This window comes from Desulfobacula sp. (assembly GCF_014237455.1).
In the GTDB taxonomy this organism is placed as follows: Bacteria; Desulfobacterota; Desulfobacteria; order Desulfobacterales; family Desulfobacteraceae; genus Desulfobacula.
In genome coordinates this window covers 1-16106 of sequence record NZ_JABZFL010000036.1, presented here as the reverse complement: position 1 = coordinate 16106, position 16106 = coordinate 1, and the positions used below count along the sequence as shown (strand labels likewise).

Annotated in this window: 11 protein-coding genes; 2 read left to right on the top strand and 9 right to left on the bottom strand. The window is 41.2% G+C overall.

Annotation, left to right across the window (positions count from 1 at the left end; translation table 11 throughout):
* Positions 1-2 precede the first annotated feature (2 nt).
* From HGJ91_RS05665 to acs, 6 genes are all read right to left on the bottom strand, one after another.
* Positions 3-1877, bottom strand: a complete 1875-nt coding sequence (locus HGJ91_RS05665) for a DUF294 nucleotidyltransferase-like domain-containing protein (protein ID WP_291346735.1) — start codon at positions 1875-1877, stop codon at positions 3-5.
* Between the two features lie 24 nt (positions 1878-1901).
* Positions 1902-2516: a LemA family protein gene (locus HGJ91_RS05660; protein ID WP_291346734.1), complete on the bottom strand. Its 615-nt coding sequence runs from the start codon at positions 2514-2516 to the stop codon at positions 1902-1904.
* A gap of 68 nt (positions 2517-2584) precedes the next feature.
* Positions 2585-4687 carry an exonuclease domain-containing protein gene (locus tag HGJ91_RS05655; protein WP_291346733.1) on the bottom strand — a complete coding sequence of 701 codons (2103 nt, stop codon included), beginning with the start codon at positions 4685-4687 and terminating at the stop codon, positions 2585-2587.
* 212 nt (positions 4688-4899) lie between these two features.
* A complete protein-coding gene (locus tag HGJ91_RS05650; RefSeq protein WP_291346732.1) occupies positions 4900-6687 on the bottom strand; it encodes a sodium:solute symporter in 1788 nt (595 codons plus the stop codon).
* A gap of 160 nt (positions 6688-6847) precedes the next feature.
* The gene (locus HGJ91_RS05645) at positions 6848-8749 is read right to left on the bottom strand and encodes a propionyl-CoA synthetase (RefSeq protein ID WP_291346731.1); all 1902 of its coding nucleotides are present in this window, start codon (positions 8747-8749) and stop codon (positions 6848-6850) included.
* A 35-nt stretch (positions 8750-8784) separates the two neighbouring features.
* Entirely contained in the window at positions 8785-10821 is a 2037-nt protein-coding gene (gene acs, locus HGJ91_RS05640) for an acetate--CoA ligase (RefSeq protein WP_291346730.1), read from the bottom strand.
* A 661-nt stretch (positions 10822-11482) separates the two neighbouring features.
* Between acs and HGJ91_RS05635 the strand changes: the two genes are divergently transcribed.
* Positions 11483-12136: a lactate utilization protein gene (locus HGJ91_RS05635; protein WP_291346729.1), complete on the top strand. Its 654-nt coding sequence runs from the start codon at positions 11483-11485 to the stop codon at positions 12134-12136.
* A 3-nt stretch (positions 12137-12139) separates the two neighbouring features.
* The gene (dfsP, locus tag HGJ91_RS05630; protein WP_291346728.1) at positions 12140-12781 is read left to right on the top strand and encodes a DUF166 family (seleno)protein DfsP; all 642 of its coding nucleotides are present in this window, start codon (positions 12140-12142) and stop codon (positions 12779-12781) included.
* Here dfsP and yccX read toward each other — a convergent pair whose 3' ends face one another.
* From yccX to HGJ91_RS05615, 3 genes are all read right to left on the bottom strand, one after another.
* Complete coding sequence (yccX, locus tag HGJ91_RS05625) at positions 12782-13060, bottom strand: acylphosphatase (protein WP_291346727.1); 279 nt, start codon at positions 13058-13060, stop codon at positions 12782-12784.
* Positions 13041-14216 (bottom strand): DNA polymerase IV, encoded by a 1176-nt coding sequence (gene dinB, locus HGJ91_RS05620; protein WP_291346726.1) that lies wholly within the window; start codon positions 14214-14216, stop codon positions 13041-13043. The genes yccX and dinB overlap by 20 nt, the downstream gene beginning before the upstream one ends.
* Positions 14217-14369: 153 nt before the next feature.
* Positions 14370-15812: a DNA integrity scanning protein DisA nucleotide-binding domain protein gene (locus HGJ91_RS05615; protein ID WP_291346725.1), complete on the bottom strand. Its 1443-nt coding sequence runs from the start codon at positions 15810-15812 to the stop codon at positions 14370-14372.
* Between the last annotated feature and the right edge of the window lie 294 nt (positions 15813-16106).

Below are 16106 nucleotides of genomic sequence, written 5' to 3'. Positions count from 1 at the left end.
GATTAAACAACTCCGGTGAATTCAACGTCCAGGTTTCGTTGAAGTTTTTCAATCATTTTAAAAATTTCTTTTAGCATGGTTTGATCCAGGGCGGAAAGATTATGGGGATTGATATAATTATCAGGGCTCTTTTCTTCATCCATAATGGTGGTGATCTGTCGCATGAATCTTAATTGCATCATATAGTTATAGGCCCTGATAATATCCGTGTATTCTTTGCTGGTTATTGCATGCCGGGTGTAGAGTCTGAACAGCCGTGTCAAGGTGTTGGTTTGAGAAATACCGTTTTTAAGGGCATGAACCCTTATAAAATCAGTGAGTGGCAGCATGCCCAGTTTGATATCCAGAGACCCTTTGTGCTCGCCCTGAGTTTTTACTATCAGTTTGCCGAACCGACCAATGGGTGGTTTAAAATAAACCGCATTTTCTGTGAGATTTCTTAAAAACCCGGCCCAGCTTCCTATGGCACTCAAAAGATACTCTTTTAAGTCATCTGCCAGGGCCATGTCTCCCCAGGTCCCCCTGAAATCGAAAAATATACTGGAATGAAGAAGATTTTCCGGATTTGAGGTTCGAATCCAGGTGTTGAAATATTTTTTCCACTTGGATAAAGGTTGACACCATTTCGGGTTTTTTGCCATGTTATTGCCGTCACAAAACCTGTATCCTGTCATATCCAGCTGATCGCAGATGAGTTGTGAAAGTTTGTCAAAGTATTTTTTTGCCTTTTCAGGGTGTTGCCCGTCTTCATAGACAATGGCGTTATCCTGGTCAGATATCAGGGTCTGTTCTTCACGGCCCTCCGACCCCATGGTTAAAAATACAAATTTACAAGGTGCGGGGCCCATTTTATCAAGGGAGAATCTTATGATCTTATCAATTATTGCATCTGAAAATGTAGTGATCAGGCGCGTGATGTATTCAGGACTGGCACCATTTTTTATGGGATCAAGAAGCATTTTTTCAAGCTTTGAATGAATATTTTCAATTTCCTGAATGGTCTTGGCGGATTTAACGGTTTTTATCAGAAGATAGGTTGATTTTGTCTGGGCGGATATAAGATCTTTTTCACTGACGATACCGGTAATATCGCCTGATTGGCCATAAACAGCCAAATGTCTTTTATCATTTTCAATCATAGATAAAAACACTTCAAATACCTGACTATCAGCTGAAATAGAGATAAGGGGGGATGACATGATAGTTGAGACAGGCTGGGACAGATCCATATGTGTTGCTATCACTTTTTTCCTTAAGTCTGCATCAGTGACAATACCTTGAATGGTTCGCCTGTCTTTTTTTATCAAAATAGCACTGGCATTGTTCCGGTTCATTTTAATGGCAGCATTTTCAATGCTGGTTTCCATTGGGCAGGTGATAATATTGGGTTGAAAAATGGTCCGGATGGGTCGATTGAAAAAGGGCAGGTTAAATTCCTTGTCTTTTATCCGTCTTGAAATGATGCCGGCAAAGGATTTGTTCAGCATGCATTTGCCGAATTCATTGGTGAAATAATCTTGAAACTTTGGATTTGCCTTGCATAAGCTTAAAAAAATATCTGCTTTAAGTGTTATAAAAATACAATCTTCAAGAATTTTTAAAGATCTGATGGAAACCGCATCGTTCAATAGAATTGAAAGTCCGCCAAAATTATCTCCGATGTTCACTTCTCCGGTCAGTACTTTTGTATTGTTCAGCTCATAATAGTATTGGGCATGGCCCTTGGAGAGGATATAGAGTTTTTCAACTCTTGTGATTTCCTGTTCAAAAAGAACAGTGTCTTTCTTGACTTTTTCATAGGAAAACGCAGGGGTCAATTCCTCCTGGTCTTGTTTTGAAAGCACTGAGAACGGATACGTCTGTGATTCTTTTTTCAAGTAAAATTCACCCTTTCTTAAATCTCATGATGTTGATGGTGCAAAAACTTTATTTGCAGGCAAAAACAGATCTTTTGAAATTTCTATATATTTCATTTTATTAAATCTAAACAATTTTGCAAATAAAGACGTCGGAAATGCCGCTGCTCTTGTATTAAAATAGTTTGCTTCATCGTTATAACGTTTCTTTGTCACAAACAGGTTGTCCTGGGCTGCAAACAAGAGGCTTCTTACGGCTTTAAATTGTTGAAAATTTTTATCAGAAGACCCTTCCAATTGAGTGAACAGGTCTTTTAATTGCAACGTCAATTTTGACTGGGAAATTTCAAATTCTTTTATCAGAGCCTTTTCAAGGGGTGTTTCTTGAGTAATGGTCTTTTGCAAAATGGTCATTGCTTTTTGAGCGGCCTGGTTTATCTCTGGACCAATAGCTTGCATCTTATTTTTTTTTGTTATTTCAATAAGCTCGGGTAATAAATCCAACCTGTTTTGACAGGCATCCGTCAAAAGTGCCTTTGAAGCTTCAATTCGATTCTGGGATCTCCAAAAACTGGTGTACCCCCCCAAAACAACACAAAACAACACAATTCCAAAAAAAACAGAACAGAATCCGGCAAATTGCAACAATCGATGCGACATAGGTCACTCCTTTTTAGTATTAACGGTTAGTGTTCACTCAAGTATCATTTAAATAACAAATAGTTCAACTAATATTTTAATCGTGAATAGTAAGTTTTTTTAGATGCCTTAATGGCATCTTTGAGGGTCAGGACTCCATTGCTGTTTAAAATGGGGAGCAATTTTAAAAAAATTTCTGCTGTTGCTATGGCATCCCCAAGGGCTGTGTGCCTTCCGATAATATTAACCCCCAGGCGTTTTGCAATATTTTCCATATCATGTTGTTCATGGAGGGGATGCAAAATTGCAGATAAAAGAAGCGTATCAAGTACGGGGTTTAGAAATTTAATATGGGTGGCCTTTTCCTTGTTTTTCAACATCTTCATGTCAAAAGCGATATTATGCCCCACAAACACCGTGTCTGAAGTGAATTTTTTAAATACAGGTAAAATCGTGTTGATATCCTTTTTCCCGGCCACCATTTCATAATTAATACCATGAATTTTATAAGATTCCATAGGGATATCTCTTTTCGGGTCCACCAGTTCCTCAAAAATATCCTGGTATACGATTCTATTGTTGACAATTCTTACGGCAGCGATGGCGATAATCTCATCACCGCCATCCGTGTTCAGGCCGGTTGTTTCAGTATCAAAAACCGTGTAGGTGATATTTTTTAAACTGGTGTCCAGAAGATCAAAATTTGCATCTTTAATATCAAAAAGATCAAAATCATAAAACTCCGGTCTGCTTGCTGCCATTACAGCAGGTCTGTTTTCCCTGGTAGAGGAATATTTTAATTGGGATTTTGCTTTAATCCTGACCTGTGAACAGGCTTGATTGTTGTGTGCAATAATTTCAAATTCAGCCCTGTTCTGCTTTAGAACATATCCAAAGGAAGGCAACCCTCTTATTTTTTTTGAAAGTATATTTTTAATCTGGGGTGGACTTGCAGTATTCCCCTGCCACTTTATATCAAACCAGATTTCTTTTTTTTGTGTTGAAGTTTCCAGATCAAATTCATTTTGTGTAGTGAATTCTGATAAATTTACCAGGAGAAAAACAAGTGCCACGGTGAATGAATAGGTGTCTGCCAAGATCCGTGTGTCAGTGTCATTATTCAATAAATTGAGATTTATCCCATTCTCATCCCACAGCCTTTTTTGTAGAGAAGAAAGAAAATAGCTCAGAGAGAGGGTCGTTAAAGGCAGTTTATTCAATGTTGAATCAAGAATAAAACTGGACATATGAAGGTATTTCTCGTTAATGAGCTTAAAATCCCTGGAAAGCTCTTTATCCGTCTGTTTGACTATATCGCTGACAACCGATCCTTCCTGTAAAATATTGTTGCCCAGCATTTGTTTAAAAGACAAGAGAGTTTGATTGATATTCTCATACCGGTCAATATCATCCGACATATCCTGGAACGTAAGAATAAAACCGGTCATCAGATTACTCTGATCAAGGACAGGTGTGGTTTCAATGCTGATCAAGCGTCCGGTATAAATAGGGGTAAAAAAATAAGAGGCCACACTCTGTCTGCCGTTATTCAGATGTTCTTCAATTTCTTCAACGGCATGGGCAATTAGTTCCTTATCAATCAGGTGAAATATGGATCTGCCAAGCCCGATAAAATATTCAGCTGTGTTTGAACTGGTTTCTTTTGTAAATATTTTTTTTGCAAGGGAATTAAACAATAAAATTCTGCCGCTTGTATTACAGATAATAACCCCCTGGGGGAGTTCAGCCATGATGGCAGCCAAAAGATTTCTTTCTTTTTCAGTCTCTTTTCTGGCAACCAGTATCTGTTGGGTAATGTTTTTGTTCAGGTTTTCAAACATATCTGCAAAATCATTGATAACAGATGATAGATTTTTAATATCCTTGTTACCCGTAATGTTTAACCGGTGGGAAGGGTTAGATGAATAAATCATGGAGGCTTCGGCAGAAATTTTTTTCAACGGCTCAATATAGGCAATAAATATAAATTCAAGCCCGGCAAATGCTACAAAAGCAAAAATAAAAATAGCGCTGATAATATATAAAGAATGATCGTTGGTGATGGTAGTGACAGCATGAATTTGTTCTTCAGTCAATGTCTGCCATAAAAAAAATAAAATACCGCTGATAACAACCATTGTTGTAAACAGGGTAACAAAAATAATTTTCCAGAATCGGTTGGTCTGCTTCATTCAATCCAAAGACAAGAAGAATTCCATGATGAAAGGATTCATCATGGAATTCTTCTTTTTAAGATTTAATGTTTATTTAAGTAGGGTGGTTATCCCCACCATCCCCAGCCGAAACTGGCAGTTAACAGAATACAAAAAGCAATTGTTGCGATCAGATATTGAACATCTTTAGTCATGATATGTCCTCCTTAAAAAATGTTAAGCAAAATAACTTATGCCATATCATCTGCTTCTTTGGTTACATCCATGGTTTCAACATCTGCACGTCTGATCTGTTCTTCAGAAGTGGTAGACATTTCAGCTTTGAAGCAAAGAGCCCACATCATGATAATACCAACGATCCACCAGACAATCTGCCATGACCATAGGGCTGGAAATCCGCAAAAGGAGAATGCATTGTTCCCCAGCATAATAGCAGGGCCAAGAGCAAAGAAATACCATATCGGAATAATAATTTTCATCCTGGCACGCCATATTTTGCCACTTTCAGAAGGTCCGTCAATACTGTCAAGCCATTCTCTGACTTCTTTTTGGCGGGCATCGGTTTCTTCAGTGTTTTTGAATCCAAGTCCGCGGCAGCCGTATGCCACGGCAAACCCTGCAAAAATGCCCCAGAATGCCGTATGCATTGATAAGGGATATTTCCAGACAAAATAGGTTAACATGTTGACGGCAATACCGACAGCAAGGCCTAGGGCTGCGCCAGTGCTGGGAAATTTAAAACCCCAGTGAACACCGCAGAGCATCAGGTACATAATGGTGCCAAAGGTCGTTGCAAACCCGCCGATCATAACAATGGCATCCGATGAGGTGAGACTCACCACCACCGCAGCTGCTGTTAGGAGGGTTGCCATGACCCGGTTGGTCCAGATCTGTTCACTATGAGACCCTTTCTGGCCTCTGACATATCTCCACCAGACATCTCTCTGGATGATGGTACCACCGGTACCGATATAGGGAGCGGAGGTGGAGTGGATGGCTGCAATGGCGCCAAGGAAAACAAGGCCCAGGATAGGTCCTGGTAAGAATTTTGTCATGAGTTTAGGGACAACATCTCCGTTATTGGCAATGATCATTTCACCAGACAGCTCGAGAATTTTAGCACCCATTCCCTGGAAAGCTGAAAAGAAAAACAAACAAACCCCGACAACAAATGTTGACATGAAAACCTGTTGCCATGCCAAAGGTTTAGGAGATGCAATACCAAAGTTCCACAGAATAAAAGCCGGTGATGACTGAATACCCATAAGAGCAAACATATAGGTCAAGACCATCACCGCAGTCCAGCCGCCTCCGATACCAAAATGGATAATCCCCGGCACTTGCGTAAAGTTAGGAGGAAGGGCCGCTAAAGACTTTGACATGCCGGACCATCCGCCAAAAACCTCGGATGTGACAACATAAAACCCTAACAGTATAATACCGCCGACCAAAAGCACAAACTGGAGAACGCCTACCCAGGTACTGGCTTTAAGACCACCGGTGACCACATAGAACCATACAATAAAGGCCATGAATATCAGACCAATGGTCGGTGGAACGCCGGCTACCCAGTAAAATAGTTTTGATGCTGCGATCAGCTGAATGCCTGAATAAAAGATTGAATATAAAAGTGCTGCCAGAACAGTCAACCATCGAATAAATTCATTATTATAGTAATATGCAAACATATCACCCGGGGTAATAAAGCCGTAGCGTTTGCCCATGAGCCAGTTTCTTTTAGCAAAGAACGCTCCTGTAATGGGAATGGTCAAGACATAGAACGAGGCAAAAGCATATACCAGCCCCACCTTCCAGATCAAACCTGGATGCCCTACAAATGTCCACCCGGAAAAGGAAGCAGCAGTTGCGGCCATCAAAAATGCTATAAAAGGGATGGAACGCCCTGCAATTCCATAGCCTGATGCGGTTTTTTCCGTAAAAAAACCTTTTAAACCCCACCAGAAACAATAAATAATGTATATTCCTAACATTAGAAATACCCAAGTTTTCGGTTCCATAAATTTTTTTCCTCCTGTATCATAGTTCTTTTGAATTTGGATGGATCACTTCATGATTATCATTTTTGATTAAGGATAATCAGGGCATATCACACCACCTCCTTTAATTTGTGATTGGGGACAGGTTTAAATCTGTCCCCTTTCTTTTATGTTTAAAATTTTATGCCTTGTTGCCATATCCGATTTTCCCTAAGGATTCTTCGATTTCATCCAGAGAGGTGTAATCATCAATAGTAGCAGGGATTTTATAATCTTTTTTATCTGCAATGGCCCGCATGGTTCCCCTTAAGATTTTACCGGATCTTGTTTTGGGAAGCCGCTTGACCACAGTGGCTGTTTTAAACGCAGCAACCGGCCCGATCTTGGTTCTGACCAGGCCAATGACTTCTTTGACCACCTGTGCATGGTCTTTGTCAACACCGGCATTCAATACCATCATCCCAAGGGGTATCTGGCCTTTGAGCTGGTCTGCAACGCCCATGACCGCACACTCGGCCACATCCGGATGTTCTGCAATGACTTCTTCCATGCCGCCGGTGGACAGCCTGTGGCCGGCAACATTGATAATGTCATCTGTTCTGGCCATGACAAAGACATAGCCATCTTTATCAATAAATCCTGCATCAGCAGTTTCATAGTATCCGGGGAACACGCTCAGATAGGAATCGATATATCTTTGATCCTTCTGCCAGAGCGTGGGCAGTGTGCCCGGAGGCAGGGGCAGTTTGACGACAATAGCACCGATGTCTCCTGCACCAATCGGGTTTCCGTCATCTCCCAGAACGGCCAGATTCCATCCCGGAGCCGCTTTTGTAGGAGATCCCGGTTTGACGTCAAATTGATGAATCCCGACACAATTAGCTGCAATGGCCCACCCGGTTTCGGTCTGCCACCAGTGATCAATTACCGGTATCTTTAGAGCATTCTCTGCCCAGGTCAATGTGTCCGGGTCCAGTCTTTCACCTGCCAGAAACAGATAGTTAAAGCAGGACAGGTCAAAATCCCGCATCATTTGAGCACTTGGATCTTCCCTTTTAATGGCCCTGAATGCTGTGGGAGCCGTAAAAAGGGTGTTAACCTTATGCTGGGATATAATTCTCCAGAACACAGAGGCATCAGGAGTCCCGACAGGCTTTCCTTCAAAAAGAATGGTGGTACATCCCTTAAGAAGGGGGCCGTAGACAATATATGAATGGCCTACGACCCAACCAATATCTGAGGCTGCCCAGTATACATCACCCGCGTCAACCCCGTAAATGGCTGACATGGTCCATTTTAAAGCCACCATGTGTCCGCCGTTATCTCTTACAACCCCTTTGGGCTCACCTGTTGTGCCGGAAGTATAAAGGATGTAAAGCGGATCAGTGGCTTTTACAGGAACACAATCATGAGGGACGGCTGCTGCCATTTCATCATTCCAGTCAAAATCCCGGCCGTCTATCAACTCTGCTTTGGCCTGGGGCCTTTGTAAAATAATACAGGCATCAGGTTTGGAATCGGACAATTCAATGGCCTCATCTAAAAGCGGCTTGTATTCAATGACCTTTTTCACCTCAATACCACAGGATGCCGATACAATTACTTTGGGTTTGGCATCATTAATACGGGTGGCCAGCTCATTGGCTGCAAATCCGCCGAATACCACAGAATGGACAGCCCCGATCCTGGCACAGGCCAGCATTGCAAAAACTGCTTCCGGGATCATGGGCATATAAACAACAACCCTGTCACCCTTGCCGACTCCCTTAGATGCCAGAACCCCGGCAAATTCTGCAACAATCTCTTTAAGCTTAGAATAGGTATATTTTCTGATGGTACCTGTTACCGGGCTGTCATAGATAATGGCATCCTGATCACCCAGGCCATTCTCCACATGAAGATCAACCGCATTGTAACAGGTGTTTGTTTCTCCACCTGTGAACCACCTGTAGAACGGCTTGTTTGAATCATCCAGTACTTTATCCCATTTTTTATACCAGTGGCAGTCTTCAGCAATAGCTCCCCAGAATCCATCAGGATCATTTATGGATTGATCATACGCTTGGTCATACAAATTGGACATAGAATAACCTCCCAAAATTTCAGCGGATAATTTTATTATTTTTGAACCATGTTTTTGATTTCTTCTACAACTTCCGGATTAGCAAGTGTCATGACATTACCCACATCACCTTTATTGGAGATAGCACCCAGCACCCTTCGCATAATCTTTCCTGACCTTGTTTTGGGCATATCCGGAACCAGCCATACTTTTCTGGGTTTGGCAATTCTCCCGATCTGCTCACATATGGCGTCTGAAATTTTCTGCGCCAGTTCATCCGTTGCAGGGATGCCAGGCTTAAGCGCAATATACAGATCAGGTTCCTTGCCTTTAATTTCATGGGCAACCGGTACAACTGCGGCTTCTGCAACTTCATCCACAACCAGGGATGCCGATTCAATTTCTTTGGTGCCCAGTCTGTGACCGGATACATTGATGACATCATCAATTCTTCCAAGGACCCTGTAATAGCCGTCTTCGGACATGGTGGCTGCATCACCGGTCAGGTATGGCCAGTCTCTCCAGTCTTTACTGTCTGGTTTTGTATTATACATTGCAAAGTAAGTATCAACAAACCTGTCCCTGTCACCCCAGATGGTCTGGAACATGCCGGGCCAGGGATTCTGGATACAGATATTACCTGCAATACCGGGCTCGGCAACCTCATGGCCCTCATCATCAAAGATAATCGGATGGATACCGGGAACACCAGGACCTGCACTGCCCGGTTTCATGGGTTTGAGAGCCGGCACGGTACTGCAGAGGAATCCGCCGTTCTCTGTCTGCCAATAGGTGTCAACAACAATAGCTTCTCCCTTGCCGACTGCAGATTCATACCATTTCCATACAGCCGGTTCGATGGGTTCACCAACGGTGGTCATGTGTTTGAAATGATAGTTATATTTGGCGGGTTCATCCGGACCCAGTTTCCTTAAAGCCCTGATGGCGGTGGGTGCGGTATGGAAAATGTTGACATCAAGCTCCTGGGCAATTCTCCAGGATCGACCCGCATCCGGATAGGTTGGGACCCCTTCAAAAATCACAGAAGAGGCACACAGGGCAAGCGGGCCGTAAACAATGAAGGAGTGACCTGTGATCCATCCGATATCTGCCATGCACCAGTAAACATCTTCAGGATGAATATCCTGAATGTATTTTGACATTGCCGTCACATAGGCAAGGTATCCGCCGGTACCATGCTGGCAGCCTTTGGGTTTGCCCGTGGTCCCGCTGGTATACATTAAAAAGAGAGGATCTTCACTCAACATTTGTTCGGGTTCAACCCTGGCACCATAATAGTCTTTTAATTTTTCATTTACAAAAATATCTCTTCCTTCAACCATGGGGGTTTCAGAAGAATATTTACCCGGATATCTCTGCCATACCAGTACTGTATCAACTGTCTGTCCCTGGTCTTCGGCAATTTTAACTGCTTCATCAGCATTGAATTTATGATTAAGAAGCTTCCCTGCCCTGTAATAAGCATCCGTAACGATCAAAACTCTGGACTGGGAATCAACGATTCTGTCAGCACTGGCACTGGCTGAAAATCCACCAAAAACAACCGAGTGAATCACACCTAATCTTGCGCAGGCCAGCATGGTAATGGGAAGTTCCGCCGACATGGGCATGTGGATGGTGACCCGGTCCCCTCTTTTAAGTTTTGCCGTATCCCTTAACAAGGCTGCAAATTCATTCACTCTTACATACAGTTCCTGGTAGGTGATATGCTGAACGCGTTCTTCCTCCAGTTCAGGAACAAAATGGATGGCAGTTTTATTTTTATTGTCTTTTAAATGGCGATCAATACAATTGTAGCTGGCATTAAGTTTTCCGCCTTTAAACCATTTGTAGCAGGGGGCGTCACTGCTATCCAGTACTTCGTCCCAGTACTTGTACCATGTCAGCAGTTCAGCAAATTCTGTATAATAATCCGGAAAATTATCCAGACTGAACCTGTCAAAAATTCCTTCATCGGTGAGGTTGGCCTGAGCAATAAATTTTGTGGATGGATAATAATAGTCTTCCTCTTTCCAGTGAACAGCTATCTGGGCCTCAGTGGTTTCGACAACTTCATCTTGTTTTTTGCTCATGAATCATCTCCTTTGGTTGATATTGGTTTGCCTGCTAAGTCGTTAAAATTATAAAGAAATAATGAATGGGGCACCACCTCCCTTTTTTACAAATTTTTGCAAATATTTTTACAACAAATAAATAATGGTATTAATAAAAATATATATCTTGCAACTTAAATTTCTTTTTACTTAGAGCAGTCTGCTTTTCCCAGTTCAGGCCAAGTACAGGTAACGTACCAAGTGAGAAGAAAAATCGTAGTCATTTAGTGAATTCGATTTATGTCGTAGTGTATGAATTATTAAGAACGAGGGCGGAAGTCAACAAAAAAAACACTTTTTTTAAATAAAAAAGAAGAAAATTTCTGTTAAGATTTACAATACCTGTATTGCTTGGTAAGAAAAAAATGCTAACTTGCCAAAATCCTTGGGAATAAAGGCTCTTAAACATTGTTTGATCTCTTCAAACAAGAAATTTTTAAGTAAAAACCATATTTTGCATTAAAATAAATAAATAAAATTGAGGTTTTCCCAAGCATGGAATCGCAAATTTCGGTGGATTGTGTAATTGGTCCATTATTTCGCACATTGTTAATAATAAATTTTTATTGCATGAAAAGAAAGCTTTCGTTTATAGTGTCCTGGATTATTGATTTGTTAAAATAAAAAAAAAGGATAAAAAATGAAGAAACCTATTGATAATTACTGGAACCTCAAATTGGAATCTGTAAAAGAAAATCTTGAGAATAATAATTTTGAAGTTTTTATAGCCCAGGACGCAAAAGCCGCAAAAGAAATTGCCATGAATGATATTATACCGAAGCTTGACATTAAAAGTGTCTCCTGGGGCGGCTCAATGTCCTTTGTAGCCACAGGCCTTTTTCATGAGCTCAAGGATAACCCGGATATTGATGTCCTCAATACATTTGATCAAAGCCTTTCAAAAGAAGAAATGATGGACAAAAGAAGACAGTCCTTAATGGTGGATCTTTTTATTACCGGTACCAATGCCCTCACAGAGGCAGGCCACCTGGTGAATCTTGATATGATGGGAAACCGGGTTGCAGCTATAATGTGGGGTCCTAAAACCGTATTACTAATTATTGGCAGAAATAAAATTACAGGCGACCTGGAAGATGCCATGATCAGGATAAAAAATTATGCTGCCCCTGTAAATACCATGAATCTTGATAAAAAAACACCCTGCCGGAAAACAGGTATTTGTCATGATTGCAGCAGCCCTGACAGGATTTGCAATTACTGGACAATACTAGAAAAAAGTTTTATAAAAAACAGGATTAAAATTATTCTCGTTAATGAAGATTTGGGATTTTAAAATATGCAGAAAATTATGGTTTTCCAGCAGAATGGGTCGGGAAAGAGTAAAATAGAGGGTATTAATAAATTTGGTGAAAAACAATTTATTATTGAAACATTCGACATTGATGAATCATTGCCGCTTGTGCTTGATGATACATCACAATATCTGCCTGATAAGATTGATGCAGATATTGTACTTGATTATTTAAAACACAGGGATCTTTCCGATGATTTAAGTGTTTTATGTAAAAAAATAGGTGTCCCTGTGGTTGCTTCAGGAAAGAAGATAATTACCGGGGATGCCATCTGCCCTCCCATATGCTGTGCTCTTTCCAGGCAGGCAGGGCTTGGGGATTATGGCAGGGCTTTTGGTACACCTGAAATTGAAGTGATAACCCAAAAAGATATAATTACAAATATCAAGGTCTCAAAGGGTGCGCCCTGCGGTGCGACATGGAATGCAGCAGACAAAATAAAAAATATGCCCATTGAAAAGGCATTAACACGATTTGGTCTTGAGGTTCAGTTTTTTTGTTCAGCAGATCCTGCAAACTGGGACCCGCTTTGGGGAAAAAGTCCGGTTCATCTCGCGGCAGACGTTCATAGCGCTGTTTTGAAAGCCGGGTTAAAGAAAAAAAATCCAGGTAGTAGGATTGATTAACTAATATCTGATTTCAAATGTTTCAAAATTCGATGATGCTTCTGTCTTTTCAGCCAGGACATGGTCAACTTTTGCTGCGGCAGGCCCTTTATGGCACCACTCCATCATCTGGGTGATGACTGGTTGCTCTCCTTCGAAGACAGCCTCTACAGAGCCATCGGACAGGTTTTTAACATATCCTTTGATTCCAAGCCTGTCGGCCGTATCTTTGGTATGGGCCCGGTAAAAGACGCCCTGGACTCTGCCGCTGATAATAACTTTAATTTGAGTTTTTTGCATCGGAATTTCTCCTATAATTTAGTTCGCTTAGTGATGCTTTTTTAATGATATGGGTGCCAAATTTTTCCGATATTGAATCTACCGCCGAATCCACCGATTCCCATTGCTTTTTCTGCCTGGACTGGTCTTGAATCAACTGCATCTGGACCGGGGTGTTTTTATCTTTGAGTGCTGTGACACCGACACCCACCAATCTTATTCTCTTTTTTAACTGAACTTTTTTATACAGGGCAAGTGCTTCGTTAAAAATAGCAGCGGAAGAGCAGATGGATGTATCAAGCTTTTTGCTCCTGGTAATTTGTGAAAAATCAGAAAACTTAAGCTTTATAAACACATTTTCACACACAAAATTTTTTTTTCTTAGCTCCCTTCCAACGCTTTGAGATCTGTCCAGTATCATCTGTTTAATAGTTTCAAAATCAAAGATATCTTTTGACAGGGTTGTTTCACTGGAAATGGATTTTCTTGTATAATTGGTTTCAACCCTTGACGGATCGATACCATTTGAAAGCGCTATCAGCTTTTGACCCATTTTGCCAAATTTTTGGGTCAATATGGGGAGGGTATATTTATTTATGTCTCCCAGGGTTTTGATCTGCAAGATTTCCATTTTTTTCATTGCACTTTTTCCAATCCCCGATACTTTCTGAATAGGCAGGGAAAAAATAAAGTTTTTTACCTGGGATCTTTTAATAATGGTTATTCCATCGGGTTTGTTCATGTCTGATGCAATCTTGGAGAGGAATTTAATGGGCGCAATCCCGACCGAGCAGGTTAAAAACAGTTCATTATATATATATTTTTTTATTGAACGGGCAATATTTTCTGGAGATCCGAACAGTCTTTCACAGCCTTTGATATCAATATACGCCTCATCAATGGAAACCTGTTCCACCAGAGGGGAAAAATGTGAAATGATTTCCATCATTTTTTTTGATTCGGCACGGTATTTTTTCATGTTTCCGGGAACAATCACCAGGTGGTCACACTTCTGTTTTGCCTGGAATACCGGCATGGCTGACCGGATGCCAAATAATCTTGCTTCATAACTTGCCGTTGCTACCACACTTCTTTTTGACTTGCCTGATATGATGACAGGTTTATTTTTCAGGGTCGGGTTGTCTCTTTGTTCAATAGCCGCAAAAAATGCGTCCATATCAATATGCAAGATCATGTTTTTATATTATCTGATATTATTTTTATGGTCAACTTGAAACACCGAAGATTATCTTTCACGCAATAAGACACTCGAAAAATGGACGACAGCCAGGGCCGAGCCGTTATTACAATATGTCGCGGTAATTAGATATTAGGATAACCCTGAGGCTGTCCACCATTTTTCGAGTGGCACAGGCGCATTGCAAAAAAATGAAGATTTCCACTGACTCCGGGTGTTCAGGGCTACGCCATCCATCATGATGGAGACAGAGTCATCAGATGAAACCACAATGACAATGATATTGTCGTGCTCTGCAGTGAATCGGAGAGCTGAATTATACCGTGCACCACGTGCCCGGTCTTCACCTGAAATATAATGACCTGCCAGAAGGCAGGCAAAACCATGAAGTTTCAAATCAGCCCCAAGATGCAGGGCACCATCCACTTTTGACAAAGATTTGATCAATTCCAAATACTCATAATTTTCAAGATCAAGAGGATACTCAAGAGAATGCCCAGAGATAAAAATGGGTTTTTTATTCAGGTCTATTACAATAGAGCAGCCATGCCGTTGCTTTGCCGCACCATGAACAATACTGGTAACAATTTTAAATAGAGTGGAAGCAGCTTCCGGATCCATATTGGATTCAAGCAAGGCTTCTTCAACCTGCACAAGTTTGGCTTTACGAGTGGTTGACTTGAAACTGCCATCTGAAAAACTGCAGACAGCATTATCATTTAGCTTTAAAAAGCCATGCCGTCCTTTGAAATCAGCAGTGATAGAAAAATCCGGGTTATCCCCCTTGATAATGCCGATAATTGTTTTTTCATCTGACACCAACCTCCGATCCGAGTTTTCAACAGATTGGAGAAGCTTTCGGATGTGCTTAATATTATCCAGTTTTGGTTGCTCTGCTTTAGAAAATTTTGCAATAAACTCCATTTTTGGTAATGACCGCTTTTCAACAAAAATCAATTTGCCTTTTGGCCAGGCACCTTCTTCAGGGGTTCTTGATATTTTGAGGACTGCTTCCAGAACCGGGTAAATCCGAAGCTGCGTGTCCCACCCAATCAAAACATTCATTTCATCGACCAGATAATCCCGGACAGCATGAGTAGCGTATTCCTTCAGAAAACTTCCTGAAATACCGGTGTACAGATCTTCTTCATTGGCGATATCATGGGAGAGCCTCCAGGCAGCCTGCTCCAGCCACCGTTCAGTAGGACCGATAGAGCACATATCCGGATGGTGTTCTGTAAACCACATTTGATAAACAGCAGAGCTTGAACGCCCGCCATATGAGATCAGCCCGGCCAATCCCAAATTTTTTTCCGGAATCAAATTGCTGAATTTTTTTTTGTCATAAGAAATGGCTGTCTTTTTTCGCCACTCATCCGTATCTATATACAATTCTTTGAATTTTGGCTCATGACCTGTCAGAAGGCCTTGCGGATCATAAATTTGTATGGAATCATCCGGCTTAATAGAATAAATAACAGCTGTTCGGCTTGGCCCTGAAAAATGGGTCAGTCCCTCCTGTAACCCATCTATGGTTTCAACGATACACCTGTGAATAAAAGTACATTCATCCATAAATTTCTCCAATTTCAAAATTTTCACCTTAATCAAGATCGAAAAAAATGTGTTGCTGAACTTTTTGGATACTTTCAAATATGGAATTATAATAGGATACGCAACCGATTTCTGTCAAGAAAGGGTTTTTTAGAAGATTCCTTTACAGCCGCATTTCTTTCATACCTCAGAACCACCAGTTAACAACCACCCCTAAAAAGGGTGGCATAATGGAGACCCTAAAAGGGTCAAGTTATTATTTCCAGAGACTCATTTGAGTCATCCTTTTTTCTTTATGATTTTGAAGCCTAACAT

Excerpts from the sequence above, each read along its gene's own strand:
- HGJ91_RS05660 (WP_291346734.1), bottom strand. The coding sequence starts at position 2,516 with ATGTCGCATCGATTGTTGCAATTTGCCGGATTCTGTTCTGTTTTTTTT.
- HGJ91_RS05655 (WP_291346733.1), bottom strand. The coding sequence starts at position 4,687 with ATGAAGCAGACCAACCGATTCTGGAAAATTATTTTTGTTACCCTGTTT.
- HGJ91_RS05650 (WP_291346732.1), bottom strand. The coding sequence starts at position 6,687 with ATGGAACCGAAAACTTGGGTATTTCTAATGTTAGGAATATACATTATT.
- HGJ91_RS05645 (WP_291346731.1), bottom strand. The coding sequence starts at position 8,749 with ATGTCCAATTTGTATGACCAAGCGTATGATCAATCCATAAATGATCCT.
- acs (WP_291346730.1), bottom strand. The coding sequence starts at position 10,821 with ATGAGCAAAAAACAAGATGAAGTTGTCGAAACCACTGAGGCCCAGATA.
- HGJ91_RS05635 (WP_291346729.1), top strand. The coding sequence starts at position 11,483 with ATGAAGAAACCTATTGATAATTACTGGAACCTCAAATTGGAATCTGTA.
- dfsP (WP_291346728.1), top strand. The coding sequence starts at position 12,140 with ATGCAGAAAATTATGGTTTTCCAGCAGAATGGGTCGGGAAAGAGTAAA.
- yccX (WP_291346727.1), bottom strand. The coding sequence starts at position 13,060 with ATGCAAAAAACTCAAATTAAAGTTATTATCAGCGGCAGAGTCCAGGGC.
- dinB (WP_291346726.1), bottom strand. The coding sequence starts at position 14,216 with ATGGACGCATTTTTTGCGGCTATTGAACAAAGAGACAACCCGACCCTG.
- HGJ91_RS05615 (WP_291346725.1), bottom strand. The coding sequence starts at position 15,812 with ATGGATGAATGTACTTTTATTCACAGGTGTATCGTTGAAACCATAGAT.